We start from the raw sequence: 16,886 nt of genomic DNA, 5'->3' as shown, positions 1-16,886 counted from the left end.
CGCTGACGGCGTAGCGCACCGGTCTCGCCGGCAAACAGCCTGCCGGGCCGACAAGTCGATCTGGTATGACGCCATCACGCAAGACCCTGGGCATGACTGCAGCCCTTCGCCAAAGCTAGAATGCGCGCTCTTTCCGCCAGACGACCAACGTCAGCAATTCGCCCCCTTGTAGAGTGCAGAGTCCACCCCCATATTGGGGCGACCGCTGCGTGAAGGAATGCAATCTTGAGCGACCTGTTCTCCCGCCGTCTGGCCCTGCTCGGCGAGCACGCCAACCTTTCCCTGCTGTCCCAGTGCCTGCACGGCATCGAACGCGAGTGCCTGCGCGTCGATAGCGAAGGCGAGCTGGCGCTGAGCGGACATCCGGCCGCCCTGGGCTCGGCGCTCACCAATGCACAGATCACCACGGACTACTCCGAGTCGCTGCTCGAGTTCATCACCTCGACCGCCGTCGATCCGAGCGACACCCTGGCCGAGCTCGATCGCATCCATCGCTTCGTCTACAGCAAGCTCGACGGCGAGTACCTGTGGAGCCCATCGATGCCCGGCCCGCTGCCGGACGAAGAGAACATTCCGATCGCACGCTATGGTCACTCGCACATCGGTCAGCTCAAGTACGTCTACCGCCAGGGCCTGGCCCTGCGCTACGGCAAGACCATGCAGTGCATCGCCGGTATCCACTACAACTTCTCCCTGCCGGAGCAGTTGTGGGCGGTGCTGCAACAGGCCGAAGGCGATCAGCGCAGTGCCCGCGACTATCAGTCGTCGCGCTACATCGCACTGATCCGCAACTTCCGTCGTTACAGCTGGCTGCTGATGTACCTGTTCGGCGCATCACCCGCGCTGGACAAGAACTTCATGCGCGGCCGCCCGCACCAGTTGCAGGAGCTGGATGCCGACACCCTGTACCTGCCGTACGCCACCAGCCTGCGCATGAGCGACCTGGGTTACCAGAGCGAGGCCCAGGCCGGGCTGACGCCCTGCTACAACGACCTGGCCAGCTACACCGACAGCCTGCGCCAGGCGGTCGGCACGCCCTACCCGCCCTATGTCGACATCGGCACCAAGAAGGACGGTGAGTGGCTGCAGCTCAACACCAACATCCTGCAGATCGAAAACGAGTACTACTCCAACATCCGCCCGAAACGCGTGACCTACAGCGGCGAGCGTCCGATCCAGGCGCTGATGGCCCGAGGCGTGCAATACGTGGAAGCCCGCTGCCTGGACATCAACCCGTTCCTGCCGCTGGGTATCGACCTCACCGAGTCGCGCTTCCTCGACGCCTTCCTGCTGTTCTGCGCATTGCAGGACAGCCCGCAACTGAGCAATGGCGAGTGTGGCAGTTGCTCCGACAACTTCCTCAAGGTGGTCAAGGAAGGTCGTCGCCCCGGTCTGCATCTGCACCGCCAGGGCGGGCCGGTGGTACTGCAGAGCTGGGCTCATGAGCTGCTCGATGGCATCGAGGCCATCACCACGCTGCTCGACAGCAGCCAGGGCAGCGACGCACATGCCCACGCCCTGCAGGCGCAACGCGCGAAGATCGATGACGCCAGCCTGACGCCGTCGGCCCAGGTGCTGGCAGAGCTGCAAAAAGGCGAAAGCTTCGCGGCCTTCTCCTTGCGGCAGAGCAAGCGCCACGCCGAGCACTTCCGTGGGCAACCGTTGAGCGCCGAGCAACAGGGCGAATTCGAGCAGGCCGCACAGCGTTCGCTGCAGGAACAGGCAGAGCTCGAGGTTCATGAAGACGGCGACTTCGACAGCTTCGCCGCTGCCTATCAGGCGAGCATCCTGGCGCTGGCGGTCTGAAAAACGGCCGAGATCGGCCGGGATAGACCAGCCGCTCACGTCAACTGCGTCACAAAAAAAGCCAACGGTCATAAATCCGAGACCGGCGGCCCGGTTCTCTCGAGCGGATTTGGCTAGCATTGTTTGCAGGCACCCAATGCGAATCCAGCCCCCATGACCCACAGCGAAAAAGACCAGCACTGGAGCCTGGAAAGCCTCACCAAGGCTTACCAACAGGGCTACATGGCTGGTCTGGCAGGCCACTCGTCACAGACACAGCCTTTCGACGCCAGCGTTCCCGCTGCCGCCTGGGAAGCCGGCTGGGTGGATGGCGAAGGCCAGCGCCGGCTCAGCGAAGAGAAACTCAACCGAACACCCTCCGCCGACAATCCCTCCGCCAACAGAAAGCGCGCCTGATTCGACCCAGCGCGTAGGATGGGTACAACCCATCGGCGATTGATGAGTCGCACCTACGCGGCCCGCCCATCCACGGATTGCCTCGCTTGTGGCTTGTAGCTAATGGCTGCCCATTTAAAGCGACCCCGCACACTGCTCAGAGCGCCTTCTCGAATATCTTCGAATTACGCTGGAAGTTGTACAGCGATGCTCGCGCAGCAGGCATGCGTTCGACGCTGCTCGGCTCGAAACCGCGCTCGCGGAACCAGTGGGCCGTGCGGGTGGTGAGCACGAACAGGGTGTTGATGCCCAGTGCCTTGGCTCGTTCTTCGATGTGTTCGAGCAGTTCATCGCCGCGCCCGCCGTGACGGTACTCGGGGTTGACGGCCAGGCAGGCCAGCTCGCCACAGGTCGAATCGGGGATAGGGTAAAGCGCGGCGCAGGCGATGATCATGCCGTCGCGTTCGACGATGCTGAACTGGCCGATCTCGCGCTCCAGCACTTCCCGTGAACGGCGTACCAGAATGCCCTGTTCTTCCAGCGGGCTGATCAGCTCGATCAAGCCACCGACGTCGCCGATGTTGGCTTCGCGCAGCGATTCGAACTGTTCGGGGTCGACCAGGGTGCCGCCACCGTCGCGGGTGAACAGCTCGGTGAGCAGCGAGCCATCGCCCGTATAGCTGACGATATGGCTGCGCTTGACTCCACTGCGGCAGGCCTGCGCCGCGGCATCCAGCAGCTCGCCCTGATAATCGCTGCCCAGGCGCGAGACATGTGCCGGCACCTGCTGTGGCCGCAGTTCGCGGATCAGCTTGCCGTCGTCATCGAGCAGGCCCTGCTGGCTGCTGAACAGGATCAGCTTGTCGGCGGCCAGGTCGATGGCTGCGCGCATGGCCACGTCTTCGCAGGCCAGGTTGAAGATCTCGCCGGTCGGCGAATAGCCCAGCGGCGACAACAGCACGATATTGCGCTCATCGAGCTGGCGATTGATGCCCTTGCGATCGATGCGCCGCACTTCGCCGGTGTGGTGGTAATCGACGCCATCCAGCACGCCGATCGGTCGTGCGGTGACGTAATTACCGCTGCTTACCCGCAACCGCGAGCCCTGCATCGGCGAGGCGGCGATGTCCATGGACAGGCGCGCCTCGATGGCGATGCGCAACTGGCCGACCGCGTCGATCACACACTCCAGGGTCGGGCTGTCGGTGATACGCAGGTCACGATGGTAGTGCGGCGTCAGCCCACGGCCGAGCAGACGCGCCTCGATCTGCGGGCGCGAGCCATGTACCAGCACCAGACGCACGCCGAGGCTGTGCAACAGCACCAGGTCGTGAACGATATTGCCGAAATTGGGATGAGCGACCCCTTCGCCCGGCAGCATGACCACGAAGGTGCAGTCACGGTGAGCATTGATATAGGGCGAAGCGTGGCGAAGCCAGTTGACGTAGTCGTGCATGTGCAGCGGAACCCTGTGAAAACGAAGGAAGCATCAATGGGCGCGAAGCATCGGGCTTCGCAGACGGACTCGGTGCGTTATCGTCGTCGCAACGGCATCAGGGGGACGCTCCTCGTATCAGCTCGGGGTCAGGCAGTAATGCTGGATCAGCTGGCGCAGCAACTGCACTGTCGGTATCAGGCGGTCGGTGTCCAGGTATTCACCTGGCTGGTGCGCACAGTCGATATCGCCAGGGCCGAGCACCAGGGTCTCGCAACCAAGCTGCTGAAAATACGGTGCTTCGGTGCCAAAGGCTACCGCGGCTGCAGTATGCCCGGTCAGACGCTCGGCGAGACGCACGAGCTCCGCGTCGGCATTCTGCTCGTAGGGCGGCACGCTGGGGAACAAGGGCGCGAAGTCGATGCTCACCTGGTGCTGCTCGGCCAGGGGCTGCAGCTTCTGGCGAATCGCCGCACGCAACGCTTCCGGCTGCATGCCCGGCAGCGGGCGCAGATCGAACTCCAGGGAACACTGGCCACAAATGCGGTTGGGGTTGTCACCACCATGGATGCAGCCGAAATTGAGGGTCGGCTGCGGCACGCTGAATTGCGGATTGCGATATTCCTGCTGCCACTGCCGGCGCAGCTGCATCAGCTCGCCCATGACGTCGTGCATGGCATCCAGCGCACTGTGGCCCAGCGCCGGGTTGGAGGAATGACCGCTCTGCCCGAGGATGTCTATGCGCTCCATCATCACGCCTTTATGCAGACGGATCGGTTTGAGCCCGGTCGGCTCACCGATCACCGCAGCCCGCCCGAGTGGACGTCCAGCCTCGGCCAGGGCACGCGCACCGGACATCGAACTTTCTTCGTCGCAGGTGGCGAGAATGATCAGCGGCTGCTTGAACGGTTGATCCAGCAGGCCTTGCAGGGCCTCGATGATCAGCGCGAAAAAGCCCTTCATGTCGCACACGCCCAGGCCTATCCAGCGATCACCGGTATCGGTGAGCTTGAGCGGGTCGCTTTGCCACAAGGCTTCGTCGAAGGGAACGGTGTCGCTGTGCCCGGCCAGCACCAGGCCACCGGGGCCGCTGCCGTAGGTAGCGATCAGGTTGAACTTGCCTGGCTCGACCTGCTGCTTCTCACAGGTGAAACCCAGGTCACTCAGCCAGCCGGCCAACAGGTCGATGACCTGCAGGTTGGATTGATCCAGAGCGGGCTGCGTGCAACTGACCGATGGCGCGGCAATCAGCGCCGCGAAGCGATCCTTGAGGGTGAGAAATGACATGGCGGATCTCTCGGGTCGGTCGCCTCATCATAAACCAAGAGCAGCTTCAAGCTTCAAGCTTCAAGCCAGAGCATGCAGCGCTTCGGCTCCTACTTGCAGCTTGAAGCTTGCCGCTTGCAGCTCAAAGAAAGATCAGCATGAAGATTTCCAGATAGATGATCGCCAGCGCCGCACCGATGGGCAGCGTCACCACCCAGGAGGTGAAGATGCGACCGACCACTGCCAGGTTGAGGGCACCGATGCCCCGGGCCATGCCGATACCCAGTACCGCACCGACCAGCGTATGGGTGGTGGAGATCGGCAGACCGATACCCGATGCCGCGACCACGGTAGCGGCAGTGGCCAGCTCGGCGGCGAAACCACGGCTAGGCGTCAGCTCGGTGATGCCCTTGCCGATGGTGGCGATCACCTTCCAGCCGTAGGTGGCCAGACCGATAACGATACCCACGGCGCCCATCAGCAGCACCCAGCCAGGTACCGCGGACTGGCCACCGATGGCCATGTCGCCACCAGCCTCGATCACGCCGACCACCGCAGCCAGCGGGCCGACCGCGTTGGATACGTCACTGGCACCGTGGGCAAAGGCCATGGAGCAGGCGGTGAAGATCATCAGCACGGCGAATACACGCTCGACACTGGCGAAGTGGAAGTCCTTGTCGGCCTCCGGGTCGAGCCTGATGCGCCGCAGCAGGAGCATGCCGAGACCGGCCACCAGAATGCCGACCCCCGCCGAGAGCAGAATGCCCTCGCCGGTGGTGAAGTTCAGACCAACATGCTTGAGGCCCTTGGTGAAGGTCATCAGCGCCAGCATGAAGCCGGTGAGGAACATGTACACCGGCACCCAGCGCTTGGCGTTGCGAAACGGATCGTCGGTGTCGATGATCAGCCACTGCACGCTCATGAACAGGCCGAAGGCAAGCAGACCGGAAATGAACGGGGTGACCACCCAGCTGGAAACGATCGGTACCAGGCCACCCCAGTTGACCGCGTCGACCGACACGCTGACCGACGCGAAACCGATGATGGCGCCGACGATCGAGTGGGTGGTCGATACCGGCCAGCCACGCAGCGAGGCGATCAGCAGCCAGGTACCCGCGGACAACAGCGACGCCATCATGCCCAACACGAACATGTCGGCGGGAATCACCGATGCATCGACGATGCCGTTCTTGATGGTTTCGGTAACCTGGCCACCAGCCAGGTAGGCACCGCAGAATTCGAAGACCATGGCGACGAGGATCGCCTGTTTGATGGTCAGTGCCTTGGCGCCTACCGAGGTGCCCATGGCATTGGACACATCATTTGCACCGACACCCCACGCCATGAACAAACCAAAGCAGCAGGCCATCACGAGGAGTACGAAACCGTAGTCCGCGACAAGAGTCATAAAGAATTACCTGTAAACCCAGAAAGGATGCTGGCGCTTAGCGCGCCAGCAGTTGTTCCAGCCGGTTACCGACGCGCTCGGCGCGATCAGCGATATCACCGACCCAGTCGATGATCCGATAGAGGAACATCACATCGACTGCGGGAAGATCCTTTTCCAGTTTGAACAAGGTGCGGCGCACCTCGATCTGCTGGCGATCGGTTTCGTGCTCGATTTCCTCGAGTTCCTCGACCATGCGCTCGACCAGGGTGGCCTCACGACCGGCGAAACCGGCCTCGAGCAGCGAATCCAGCTCCTTCATTGCCTTCAGCGCCTGGGCGCTGGCATCCACGCAACGACTCACATACGCCAGCATCAGCGGCTGCAGATCGACAGGAATGGTCATACTGCGCCCGAGCATCAGCCCGGCGATATCCTTGGCCCGGTTGGCCACTTTGTCCTGGGTGCTGAGCAACTCCAGCAAGTCGGAACGAGGTACCGGCAGGAACAGACTCTTGGGCAGGTGCATGCGCACACTTTTCTTGAGCTTGTCCGCATCACGCTCCAGACGCACCATTTCCTGTTGCACCTGTTCGACCCGCGCCCAGTCCTCTGCCATCACGGCTTCGAAGAAGGGCACCAGGTTGGCCGCACACTCATGGGCCTTGGCGATGTGCTGCTGCATCGGCCCGATGGGTGAGCGGCCGAACAGGCTGCTGATGAACGGATTGCTTGGCATAGGGGTAACCCCTGTCTGTCAAAGAGGCGGCAAGTATACGGATGACACCTCAGGCAAGCCAGAGCGCGTCATCGTTCGGTCACAATGTCGTATTTCGTCACTTATTTTCTGCGAACGCCGGGGAAATACGCGAGAAGCTATGGACATGCATAGAGTAACTGCCCCGCTGTCGACAGCCAGAAGTCATCGCCGACCTGCATCCGCGGCGCTTTTCCACTACCCTGTACGGCCTAACGTGCCGGGCAGTGTCCCGCACCGTGCAACCCCCGCCGCCGTCGCCGCTTCGCCGAGCCCTCGCAATGAATAAAGAAACCGAAATCAAACTGCGCGCCAGTCGCGAAACCCTGGCCGCACTGCAAACCCACCCACTGCTGAAGAAACGCAGCAAGACTGGCTGGGAGACAAGCGAGCTGTTCAACCAGTATTTCGATACCGAGGCGCGCGACCTCGCCGGTGCCAAGGTCGCCCTGCGCCTGCGCAAGGATGGCGAGCAGATCATCCAGACGCTCAAGAGCCGTGGCCAGAGTGTGGCCGGGTTGTCCGAACGTAACGAGTGGGACTGGCACCTGGCCAAGGCCAAGCTGGATCTATCGAAACTCGATGACAGCTGCTGGCCGGCCAGCCTGGCGGAACTGGACAAGAAGCAGTTGAAGCCGCTCTTCACCACCGACTTCGTTCGTCAGCGCGCCGAAATCGCCTGGGGCCGCGGCAAGGCCCGGGTGGTTATCGAGGCTGCTCTGGATCTGGGCAAGGTGATTGCCGGCAAGCAGCAGGAAGAAATCTGCGAGCTGGAGCTGGAATTACGCCAGGGCGAACCTGAAGCGCTGCTGGAGCTGGCCGCCGAACTGGCTGCCGACCTGCCATTGATGCCCTGCGACATCAGCAAGGCCGAGCGTGGCTACCGCCTGTTCGACGAGGGCAGCTACAGCCTGCACCTGCCCACGCCGGAGCTGCAGCCCGAGCAGAGCCTGGACGATGCCGTCGCCGCCATTGGCTGGTTCCTGCTCGGCAGCAGCCAACGCCTGGCCGAGCAATACCGCCACAACGGCCACTGGCGTCTGCTGGTCGACTGGCTGAACTGCCTGGTGGATCTGCGCGCCCTGCTCGCTAGCCTCGGTCAGGCCGCACCACGCGCCAGCAGCAGCGAACTGCGCAAAGTACTCGACGCCCTCCTGGAGGACTGGCGCCCACGGGTGCTCGCCGGCCAGCAGGACGACGCCGCCCGCCAGGACGCCCCCGCGCAATTCGCTGCCGAACTGGCCCAGACCCGCTGGGGCCTGCTCTCGCTGAACGCTTCGCGCTGGTTGCTGGCCCGCAGTTGGACGGCATCGCGCAACAAGCGTGGTGATCGCCAGGGCGCCGCTGCCCTGCAAAGCTGGCTGCCCACCTTTATCGCGGAAGAAGGACGGGATCTGCAGCTCAAGCGCTATCAACAGCAACCTGAAGATCTCTCCGAGCAACTGCCACGCCTGGAACGCCTGCTGCTCTGGCTGCACCTGGCGCGCGATGTGCTCGAGGTTGCCGAGACCGACCGCCTGTTCGGCGAGCTGAACAAACTGGCCGAGCTGGCCAAGCGCCCGCTGGGCCCAGAAGAACTGGAGCCGCGCATGACCCAGGCGCAGATCATCATGAGCCTGAAGCCATGGAAGACTCTGCTGAAAAACGGCTGAGAACCTATCCACGATCTGCTGCGCGTTAAAAATAGGCTCTGATAAAATCCGGCAGGTAGCCCGCCTACCTGCCCCGCTCGAAGACAGGACGCCCCCTCGATGTTCAAACTCAGCCTGAAATCCGTCATCGCGACCTGGCTCACCGGTCTGCTGGCCTTGCTGCCACTGGCGTTGACCATGGTGGTGCTGGCCTGGATCGTCAGCCTGCTGAACAACCTGATCGGCCCTTCCACCGCCATCGGCCGGTTGTTCGCCACCCTCGGTACACCGTTCGCCAGCAACCCCTTCCTGGCCTACCTGCTCGGCAGCCTGGTACTGCTGATCAGTCTCTACCCGCTGGGCCTGGCGGTGAAGCTGGGCCTGCGCCGGCCACTCGGCTGGCTGATCGACGTGACCCTGCGTCGCACGCCACTGATCGGCAACTTCTACAACCTGGCCGACCGTTTCGTCGGGCTGCTGGACAAGAAGAACACCGACATCACCAGCATGCGACCCGTGTGGTGCTTCTTCGGTGGCGATGGTGTGGCCGTTCTGGCCTTGCAGCCCAGTTCGCAGCCGGTCGTGCTGGAAGGCCGCCCGCACTTCGCGATTCTCGTGCCTACCGCACCGATTCCCATCGGCGGCGGCTTGCTCTATGTCCCGGCTGAATGGGTGAAACCGGCCAATATGGGCGTGGACGCGCTGACCAGCATCTACGTTTCCATGGGCCTGACACCGCCGCCAGCACTGCCGGTGCAGAGCCTGGAAGACGACAGTGAAAAAGTTGACGATAAAGACGAGGCACCCAGACAGGAAGCGCTGGCGGTGACCACCGAACAGCAACCGCCGCGCGTATAGAGCCCGGCCAACTCGCGAACAAAGTCGAGTTTACTCGTAGGATGGGTGAAACCCATCGGCATATTGATGGGTTTCACCCATCCTACCTTCTCGGTCGAATATGAAACGCCTGCAAGCGATCCTCGGCAGAACGTGAATAGGGCCTTAGCCAGCACTCGCACAATCAGGCATGCTGACTTTCACCGCCGTCGACTATCCAGGAGCCCGCATGTCCAGCCTCTCCCCCAACGTCCCTGATCGCCTGCTGGATCTCAACGATCTGCTGCGCGAACTGGTCGCCCAGGGTAGAACCGCCCAGGAAAGTGCCGAACAGTGCCTGGCGATCCGCCGCAGTGGCGGCAACAACGAGCTGCATCCGCTGGAGTTCCTCGCCGCGCAACAGCTCGACGACCTGTCACGGCCGGGCAAGAAGCTCGATCTGGAAAGCCTGACCCAGTGGTTGGCGCAGCACGTGGGCCAGCCCTACCTGCGCATCGACCCGCTGAAGATCGACGCAGCGGCCGTGACCCCGCTGATGTCCTACGCCTTCGCCCAGCGCCACAAGATTCTGGCCGTCGCGGTGAATGCCGACTCGGTGACCATCGCCAGCGCCCAGCCTTTTCTGCACAGTTGGGAAGCCAATCTCACCCACGTGCTGAAGCGCTCGATCAAGCGCGTGGTGGCCAACCCGGCGGACATCCAGCGCTTTACCGTGGAGTTCTATCGCCTGGCCCGCTCGGTCAGCGGCGCCACCAACACGGACGCCAAGATCAGCAATGTCGGCAACTTCGAACAGTTGCTCAACCTCGGCGCCCAGGATCAGGAGCCGGACGCCAACGACGCCCACGTGGTCAATATCGTCGACTGGCTATTCCAGTACGCCTTCCAGCAGCGCGCCAGCGATATCCACATCGAGCCGCGCCGCGAACAGGGCAGCGTACGCTTTCGCATCGACGGCGTGCTGCACACCGTCTACCAGTTCCCCGCCCAGGTCACCATGGCCATCGTCAGCCGTCTGAAAACCCTGGGGAGGATGAACGTCGCCGAAAAGCGCAAACCCCAGGACGGTCGAGTGAAGACCAAGACGCCTGCGGGCAACGAGGTCGAGCTGCGCCTGTCGACCCTGCCGACCGCCTTCGGCGAGAAGATGGTGATGCGCATCTTCGACCCGGACGTGCTGCTGCGCGGCTTCGATCAACTGGGTTTCAGCCCGGACGACCTCAAGCGCTGGGAGAGCATGACCAGCCAGCCCAACGGCATCATCCTGGTCACCGGCCCTACCGGTTCGGGCAAGACCACCACGCTGTACACCACGCTCAAGCAGCTTGCGACCCCGGAAGTGAACGTCTGCACCATCGAAGACCCCATCGAAATGATCGAAGGCGCCTTCAACCAGATGCAGGTACAGCACAACATCGACCTGACTTTCGCCAGCGGCGTGCGTGCGCTGATGCGTCAGGATCCGGACATCATCATGGTCGGCGAGATCCGTGATCTGGAGACCGCCGAGATGGCCATCCAGGCCGCCCTCACCGGCCACCTGGTGCTGTCGACCCTGCACACCAACGACGCCCCCAGCGCCATCACCCGCCTGCTCGAACTGGGCGTGCCGCATTACCTGCTCAAGGCCACCCTGCTCGGCGTCATGGCCCAGCGCCTGGTACGTACGCTGTGTCCGCACTGCAAGGCACCTCTGGAGCTCGACGAGGCAGACTGGCAGGAACTGACCCGCCCCTGGAACGCACCGCTGCCAAGCGGCGCCCACCGTGCCGTGGGCTGCGTGGAATGCCGGGAAACCGGTTACCGCGGGCGCGCCGGGGTGTACGAGATCATGCTGCTGAACGACAGCCTCAAGCCATTGATCAGCGCCGACACCGACCTCACCCCTCTGCGCCGCCAGGCCTTCAAGGACGGCATGCGCAGCCTGCGCCTGTCCGGCGCGCAGAAAATCGCCGCTGGGCAGACTACCATTGAGGAAGTCCTGCGCGTCACTCCGCAGAGCGAACAGAAATAATACTCGCCACAACGTACACCTGCATCCAGGGCCAGCAGACACTGGCTTCTTCCGCTCACTGAGCGGTATCACCCAACAGGGATCTCGTTTTCATGGAAATCGGTACAGCAGTCATCTTTCTCTTCGTCGGCCTGGCATTCGCCGTCGTATTCATGGGCTTCAAGGTGGTGCCGCAAGGTTCCCAGTGGACGGTGGAACGCTTCGGCCGCTACACCACCACGCTCAAACCCGGCTTGAACATCATCGTCCCGGTGATGGATCGCATCGGCCGCAAGCTCAATGTCATGGAGAGCGTGCTGGATATTCCGCCCCAGGAAGTCATCACCGCCGACAACGCCACGGTGCAGATCGACGCAGTGTGCTTCTTTCAGGTGATCAATTCCGCCCAGGCCGCCTACGAGGTGAACAACCTCGAACATGCCATTCGCAATCTGCTGCAGACCAACATCCGTACCGTGCTCGGCTCCATGGAACTGGACGCCATGCTCAGCCAGCGTGATGGCATCAACGAGAAGCTGCTGAAAACCGTCGACGAAGCCACCGCGCCCTGGGGTATCAAGATCACCCGGATCGAGATCAAGGACATCAGCCCGCCTGCCGACCTGATGGCGGCCATGTCCGGGCAGATGAAAGCCGAGCGTATCAAGCGTGCACAAATTCTCGAGGCCGAAGGTCTGCGTGCCGCCGCCATTCTCACCGCGGAAGGCAAGAAGCAGGCGCAGATCCTCGAGGCCGAGGGCGAGCGGCAGGCGGCGTTTCTCGAGGCCGAAGCGCGCGAGCGTGCCGCCGCCGCGGAAGCCGAGGCGACCCGCGTGGTTTCGGTGGCCATCGCCGAAGGCAACGTGCAGGCGATCAACTACTTCGTCGCCCAGAAGTACATCGACGCCCTCGGCCGCCTGGCCAGCGCCGACAACAGCAAGGTCATCCTGATGCCACTGGAAGCCAGCCAGATGATCGGCGCGGTCGGTGGTATCGGCGAGATCGTCAAGGCCACTTTCACCGACAAGAAGGCCTGAGTCATGCTGGCTTATCTGCAGAACCTGACGTTCTGGGACTGGCTGGCACTCGGTACCGTGCTGCTGATTCTCGAGGTGTTCGGTGCCGGCGGTTACCTGCTGTGGATTGGCGTGGCCGCGGCCAGTGTCGGCGTATTGACCTACGTGATCCCCGATACGCCATGGGCACTGCAATTCATCCTGTTTGGCAGCCTGTCTGTATTGACCGCGGTGTTCTGGTGGAAGCGCCAGCGCAGTGCCGGCCAGAACTCCGAGCAGCCGGGCCTGAACAGCCGCGGCCAGGAGCTGCTGGGACGGCAGTTCGTGCTGCACGAAGCCATCGCGGGTGGTCGTGGCAAAATCAAGGCCGGAGACTCACTGTGGCTGGTGGTTGGCCCGGATATGCCGGTCGGCACCCTGGTCGAGGTCGTTGGCCAGGACGGTGTCCTGCTGAAAGTACGCGCGGCAGCCACCTAAACTGACTCACTCGCGGCATCTGCGCTGCATGCAGGCCGCTATCCGAGAATACGTGGAACCAGTCACGTGGCGACACACTCCTAAGCAGTAGGAAAATCAACAGGAGTTACTGCTATGCGCCGTTTAAGTTCCTTGCTGTTCGCTGGCCTGTTCCTGGCAGCATCCTCCCAGGCATTCTCCGCCAACCTGCGCGATATCCTGTCCTCGGGTGCGACCACTGCGTCGACCTATCTGACGTTCAAGGACAACAAGATGGTCATCCCCGCGCAGGATGATGCCAGCAGCTATATCGCCAGCAATGGCGAGATCCGTGGCCCGTATCTGGAAGCCGCATTGCAGAAGATCCGTGCGGATCATCCCGATCTGCAAGCCAGCGACCTGGAACTGGCGACTGCGATTCTCACTGCCCAGCAGTGATGAAGAAGCCGGCCCTCGGGCCGGCTTCTTCTATGCCGCGTCGACGGTTCAGCCGTCGATGCTCGCCTCGTAGCCGGCGCTGTCGAGCAGCTTCTCCAACTGGGCAGCATCGCTAGGCTGCAACTTGAAAAACCAACTGCCGTACGGGTCGTTGTTGACGCTTTCAGGGCTGTCAGCGAGCGCTTCATTGATAGCGATCACTTCACCACCGACCGGTGCGTAGATGTCGGAAGCGGCTTTTACCGATTCCACAACACCCGCTTCCTGGCCAGCGTCCAGTACCTTGCCGACTTCCGGCAACTCGATGAACACCACATCGCCCAGTGCTTCCTGAGCATGATCGGAAATGCCCACGGTTACGCTGCCGTCGGCCTCCAGGCGCGCCCACTCGTGGCTGGTGGCGTAACGCAGATCGGCGGGGATAGAGCTCATGTTGTCGTTCCTCATCAGACAGGACGGCGACCGCGCCGTCAGGGAAATTTACCAGGTGCGCGCAGGTCGCATCCAGTCAATCGCATCTGGCCGACCGCATCTGGCCGACCGCATCAGATCAGCACTTTGCCATGGCGTACGAAACTCGGCTGCACGATACGAAGCGGGTACCACTTGCCGCGGATTTCCACTTCGGCTCGATCACCCGTCTTGGCCGGTACACGAGCCAGCGCGATCGACTTGCCCAGTGTGGGAGAGAAGCTGCCACTGGTGATCTCGCCCTCGCCCACACCATCGACCCGCACCACCTGATGAGCGCGCAGCACGCCGCGTTCCTCGAGCACCACGCCAACCAGACGCGAGTGCGAACCTTCGTCGTACTGGCGCTGCAGCGCTTCGCGACCGATAAAGGCGCGCTCGGCCGGCTCCCAGGCCACCGTCCAGGCCAGGTTGGAGGCCAGCGGGGAAACCTGCTCGCTCATGTCCTGGCCATAGAGATTCATGCCGGCTTCCAGACGCAGGGTGTCACGCGCGCCCAGGCCGATCGGTGAAATGCCGGCGCCTACCAGGTCATTGAAAAAGGCCACCGCTTCACCAGCCGGCAACATGATTTCCAAACCGTCTTCACCGGTATAACCGGTACGAGCGATAAACCACTCGCCGTCAGGCAGCCCCTGGAAGGGCTTGAGTTCGTGGATCAGGCTGGCACGGGCCTGACTCACCAGTTCGGAGGTCTTGGCACGTGCCTTGGGGCCCTGGATGGCGAACATCGCCAGGTCGCTGCGCTCGCGCAGTTCCACACCGAACTCTGTGCTGTGCGCACGCATCCAGGCCAAGTCCTTGTCACGGGTGGCAGCGTTGACCACCAGCCGATAGGTCGGCGCACTGGATGCGTCGAGAAGGTAGACGATCAGATCGTCGATCACGCCGCCTTCCTCATTGAGCATGGCGCTGTACAGCGCCTTGCCCGGCACCTGCAGACGCGCCACATCGTTAGCGAGCAGATGCTGCAGGTAGCCCTGCGCTTCGCCACCCAGCACATCGATGACGGTCATGTGCGAGACATCGAAAACGCCGCAATCGCGACGCACCTGATGGTGCTCCTCGACTTGCGAGCCATAGTGCAGCGGCATGTCCCAGCCGCCGAAATCGACCATCTTCGCGCCGAGCGCGAGGTGTAGATCGTAAAGAGGTGTGCGCTGTCCCATGGGATCTCCTTCCGGGCGTTGCAAGGCTGTGGCGCGCACGGATAGGGCCATTCCAGATGACATGGAAGTGGCTGCATGGCGGGCCGCAGCGAATGGCGCGCATTGTAGCCGCATGGTCGGGGTCGGTCATCTTGGACATTGACAGGCCTTGTAACAAACCCGGCGGGATAGCCCACGGGACGGCCGGGCGCCTGCCTGGCGACCGTCTATCAGATTCGCTGAGCGGAGCGACGGATGAGAAAAATTACCGGCAACAGGCCGACCAGTATCAGCGTCAGAGCCGGCAACGCGGCGCGCGCCCACTCGCCTTCGCTGGTCATCTCGAAAATGCGCACGGCCAGGGTGTCCCAGCCGAACGGCCGCATCAGCAATGTGGCGGGCATTTCCTTGAGCACATCGACGAACACCAGCAGCGCCGCGGACAGGACGCCAGGCATCAGCAGCGGCAGATAAACGCGCAGGAACAGCAGCACACCACCAATCCCCAGACTGCGCGAAGCCTGTGGCAGCGACGGGCGAATCCGCGCCAGACTGTTTTCCAGCGGGCCATAGGCCACGGCAAGAAAGCGGATCAGGTAGGCCAGCAGCAACGCACCGAGGCTGCCGAGCAGCAGCGCCTTGCCGGAGCCGCCGAGCCATTTCGACAGTGGGATGACCACGCCATTATCCAGGGTGCTGAAGGCCAGCATGATCGCCACCGCCAGCATCGAGCCCGGCAAGGCGTAGCCGAGGTTGGCCAGGCCGACAGTGGCGCCCATCAACCGGGTCGGAGCCAGACGCCGGGCGAACGCCAGCAACAACGCCACAGCGACCGTGATCAGCGCCGCCATCGCGCCCAGGTACAGGGTGTGCAGAATCAACGCCAGGTAACGCTCATCCAGGTCAAAGCGCCCGCGCTGCCAGAACCACACCAGCAGTTGCAGCACCGGAATGACGAACGCACAGACGTATACCAGCAGGCACCAGCCGCTGGCCGCCAAGGCGCGCAATCCGGTGAGGCGATACAGCGCCCCGCTACGCGGTCGCTCGACGGAAGGCCGTACGGCCCCACGGGCGCGGCGCTCGCCATAGAGCACCAGCATCACCGCGAACAGCAGCAGGCAGGCCAGTTGCGCGGCGCTGGTCAGACTGTAGAAGCCGTACCAGGTCTTGTAGATGGCCGTGGTGAAGGTGTCGAAGTTGAATACCGACACGGCTCCGAAGTCGGCCAGGGTTTCCATCAGCGCCAGCGCCAGCCCCGCACCGATGGCGGGTCGCGCCATCGGCAGCGCGACACGCCAGAAGGCTTGCCAGGGCGTGTGCCCGAGCGTGCGAGCCGCTTCCATCAGCCCCTTGCCCTGGGCCAGAAAGGCGTTGCGCGCCAGCAGGTAGACGTAGGGGTAGAACACCAGCACCAGGACGATGATCACCCCAGCCGTTGAACGCACCCGCGGAAATCGCACAGCACTGCCAAACCACTCACGTAGCAGCGTCTGCACCGGGCCGGAGAAGTCCAGCAGGCCGACGAACACGAAGGCCAATACGTAGGCGGGAATGGCAAAGGGCAGCATCAGCGCCCAGTCCAGCCAGCGCCGGCCGGGAAATTCGCAGAGGCTGGTGAGCCAGGCCAGGCTCACCCCCAGCAAGGTCACCCCGACGCCCACGCCAAGCACCAACGTCAGGGTATTGCCGATCAACCGTGGCATCTGCGTCTGCCACAGATGCGACCAGATCTGCCGATCCACTTCGTGCCAGCTCGCCAACAGAACCAGCAATGGCATGAGCACCAACAGGGCCACGGCAAAGGCGATGGGATACCAGCGACGCTGGACTGAATGGGCCACGCAGACTCCTAGAAAGCGCAAAGCAC

15 protein-coding genes are annotated in these 16,886 nt (G+C 62.9%); 8 read left to right on the top strand and 7 right to left on the bottom strand.

What is annotated here, in order from left to right; genetic code table 11:
- The first annotated feature begins 225 nt into the window (after nucleotides 1-225).
- Together gshA and rmf are read left to right on the top strand one after the other, a co-directional pair.
- Complete coding sequence (gene gshA / locus DNK10_RS09895; protein ID WP_131191423.1) at nucleotides 226-1,806, top strand: glutamate--cysteine ligase; 1,581 nt, start codon at nucleotides 226-228, stop codon at nucleotides 1,804-1,806.
- A gap of 153 nt (nucleotides 1,807-1,959) precedes the next feature.
- On the top strand, nucleotides 1,960-2,202 hold the full coding sequence (gene rmf / locus DNK10_RS09890; protein WP_131191422.1) for a ribosome modulation factor: 243 nt from the start codon (nucleotides 1,960-1,962) through the stop codon (nucleotides 2,200-2,202).
- Between the two features lie 136 nt (nucleotides 2,203-2,338).
- On the opposite strand, the gene argA is transcribed toward rmf, so the two are convergent.
- The 4 genes from argA to DNK10_RS09870 all read right to left on the bottom strand — a co-directional run bounded on the left by argA (nucleotide 2,339) and on the right by DNK10_RS09870 (nucleotide 7,008).
- Entirely contained in the window at nucleotides 2,339-3,637 is a 1,299-nt protein-coding gene (gene argA, locus DNK10_RS09885) for an amino-acid N-acetyltransferase (RefSeq protein WP_131191421.1), read from the bottom strand.
- Between the two features lie 117 nt (nucleotides 3,638-3,754).
- Complete coding sequence (argE, locus tag DNK10_RS09880) at nucleotides 3,755-4,903, bottom strand: acetylornithine deacetylase (protein ID WP_131191420.1); 1,149 nt, start codon at nucleotides 4,901-4,903, stop codon at nucleotides 3,755-3,757.
- A 121-nt stretch (nucleotides 4,904-5,024) separates the two neighbouring features.
- Complete coding sequence (locus DNK10_RS09875; RefSeq protein WP_131191419.1) at nucleotides 5,025-6,290, bottom strand: inorganic phosphate transporter; 1,266 nt, start codon at nucleotides 6,288-6,290, stop codon at nucleotides 5,025-5,027.
- A 37-nt stretch (nucleotides 6,291-6,327) separates the two neighbouring features.
- A complete protein-coding gene (locus DNK10_RS09870) occupies nucleotides 6,328-7,008 on the bottom strand; it encodes a TIGR00153 family protein (protein WP_131182193.1) in 681 nt (226 codons plus the stop codon).
- Nucleotides 7,009-7,307: 299 nt separating this feature from the next.
- On the opposite strand from DNK10_RS09870, the gene DNK10_RS09865 reads away from it, so the two are divergent.
- From DNK10_RS09865 to DNK10_RS09840, 6 genes are all read left to right on the top strand, one after another.
- On the top strand, nucleotides 7,308-8,678 hold the full coding sequence (locus DNK10_RS09865; protein ID WP_131191418.1) for a CYTH domain-containing protein: 1,371 nt from the start codon (nucleotides 7,308-7,310) through the stop codon (nucleotides 8,676-8,678).
- Between the two features lie 99 nt (nucleotides 8,679-8,777).
- On the top strand, nucleotides 8,778-9,515 hold the full coding sequence (locus DNK10_RS09860; protein WP_131191417.1) for a DUF502 domain-containing protein: 738 nt from the start codon (nucleotides 8,778-8,780) through the stop codon (nucleotides 9,513-9,515).
- 208 nt (nucleotides 9,516-9,723) lie between these two features.
- Nucleotides 9,724-11,508, top strand: a complete 1,785-nt coding sequence (tfpB, locus tag DNK10_RS09855) for a type IV pilus assembly ATPase TfpB (protein WP_131191416.1) — start codon at nucleotides 9,724-9,726, stop codon at nucleotides 11,506-11,508.
- A gap of 92 nt (nucleotides 11,509-11,600) precedes the next feature.
- Nucleotides 11,601-12,524, top strand: coding sequence for an SPFH domain-containing protein (locus DNK10_RS09850; protein WP_131191415.1), 924 nt, complete (start codon nucleotides 11,601-11,603; stop codon nucleotides 12,522-12,524).
- A 3-nt stretch (nucleotides 12,525-12,527) separates the two neighbouring features.
- A complete protein-coding gene (locus DNK10_RS09845) occupies nucleotides 12,528-12,980 on the top strand; it encodes an NfeD family protein (RefSeq protein ID WP_131182189.1) in 453 nt (150 codons plus the stop codon).
- A 114-nt stretch (nucleotides 12,981-13,094) separates the two neighbouring features.
- Nucleotides 13,095-13,397 (top strand): DUF2388 domain-containing protein, encoded by a 303-nt coding sequence (locus tag DNK10_RS09840; protein WP_131182188.1) that lies wholly within the window; start codon nucleotides 13,095-13,097, stop codon nucleotides 13,395-13,397.
- Between the two features lie 48 nt (nucleotides 13,398-13,445).
- On the opposite strand, the gene gcvH is transcribed toward DNK10_RS09840, so the two are convergent.
- From gcvH to DNK10_RS09825, 3 genes are all read right to left on the bottom strand, one after another.
- A complete protein-coding gene (gene gcvH / locus DNK10_RS09835; RefSeq protein ID WP_131182187.1) occupies nucleotides 13,446-13,829 on the bottom strand; it encodes a glycine cleavage system protein GcvH in 384 nt (127 codons plus the stop codon).
- A 113-nt stretch (nucleotides 13,830-13,942) separates the two neighbouring features.
- Nucleotides 13,943-15,037, bottom strand: coding sequence for a glycine cleavage system aminomethyltransferase GcvT (gcvT, locus tag DNK10_RS09830; protein ID WP_131191414.1), 1,095 nt, complete (start codon nucleotides 15,035-15,037; stop codon nucleotides 13,943-13,945).
- Nucleotides 15,038-15,246: 209 nt separating this feature from the next.
- A complete protein-coding gene (locus DNK10_RS09825; protein WP_131191413.1) occupies nucleotides 15,247-16,860 on the bottom strand; it encodes an ABC transporter permease in 1,614 nt (537 codons plus the stop codon).
- Nucleotides 16,861-16,886: the final 26 nt, after the last annotated feature.

Origin of the sequence: Phytopseudomonas daroniae (assembly GCF_004327275.1) — a bacterium.
Classification (GTDB): domain Bacteria; phylum Pseudomonadota; class Gammaproteobacteria; order Pseudomonadales; family Pseudomonadaceae; genus Aquipseudomonas; species Aquipseudomonas daroniae.
The sequence above is the reverse complement of the archived record's forward strand: the minus strand, read 5'-3'. Positions and strand labels throughout refer to the sequence as shown.

What these genes read in the sequence shown, in the direction of transcription:
- rmf (WP_131191422.1), top strand. Translation starts at nt 1,960, where the DNA reads ATGACCCACAGCGAAAAAGACCAGCACTGGAGCCTGGAAAGCCTCACC.
- argA (WP_131191421.1), bottom strand. Translation starts at nt 3,637, where the DNA reads ATGCACGACTACGTCAACTGGCTTCGCCACGCTTCGCCCTATATCAAT.
- argE (WP_131191420.1), bottom strand. Translation starts at nt 4,903, where the DNA reads ATGTCATTTCTCACCCTCAAGGATCGCTTCGCGGCGCTGATTGCCGCG.
- DNK10_RS09875 (WP_131191419.1), bottom strand. Translation starts at nt 6,290, where the DNA reads ATGACTCTTGTCGCGGACTACGGTTTCGTACTCCTCGTGATGGCCTGC.
- DNK10_RS09870 (WP_131182193.1), bottom strand. Translation starts at nt 7,008, where the DNA reads ATGCCAAGCAATCCGTTCATCAGCAGCCTGTTCGGCCGCTCACCCATC.
- DNK10_RS09865 (WP_131191418.1), top strand. Translation starts at nt 7,308, where the DNA reads ATGAATAAAGAAACCGAAATCAAACTGCGCGCCAGTCGCGAAACCCTG.
- DNK10_RS09860 (WP_131191417.1), top strand. Translation starts at nt 8,778, where the DNA reads ATGTTCAAACTCAGCCTGAAATCCGTCATCGCGACCTGGCTCACCGGT.
- tfpB (WP_131191416.1), top strand. Translation starts at nt 9,724, where the DNA reads ATGTCCAGCCTCTCCCCCAACGTCCCTGATCGCCTGCTGGATCTCAAC.
- DNK10_RS09850 (WP_131191415.1), top strand. Translation starts at nt 11,601, where the DNA reads ATGGAAATCGGTACAGCAGTCATCTTTCTCTTCGTCGGCCTGGCATTC.
- DNK10_RS09845 (WP_131182189.1), top strand. Translation starts at nt 12,528, where the DNA reads ATGCTGGCTTATCTGCAGAACCTGACGTTCTGGGACTGGCTGGCACTC.
- DNK10_RS09840 (WP_131182188.1), top strand. Translation starts at nt 13,095, where the DNA reads ATGCGCCGTTTAAGTTCCTTGCTGTTCGCTGGCCTGTTCCTGGCAGCA.
- gcvH (WP_131182187.1), bottom strand. Translation starts at nt 13,829, where the DNA reads ATGAGCTCTATCCCCGCCGATCTGCGTTACGCCACCAGCCACGAGTGG.
- gcvT (WP_131191414.1), bottom strand. Translation starts at nt 15,037, where the DNA reads ATGGGACAGCGCACACCTCTTTACGATCTACACCTCGCGCTCGGCGCG.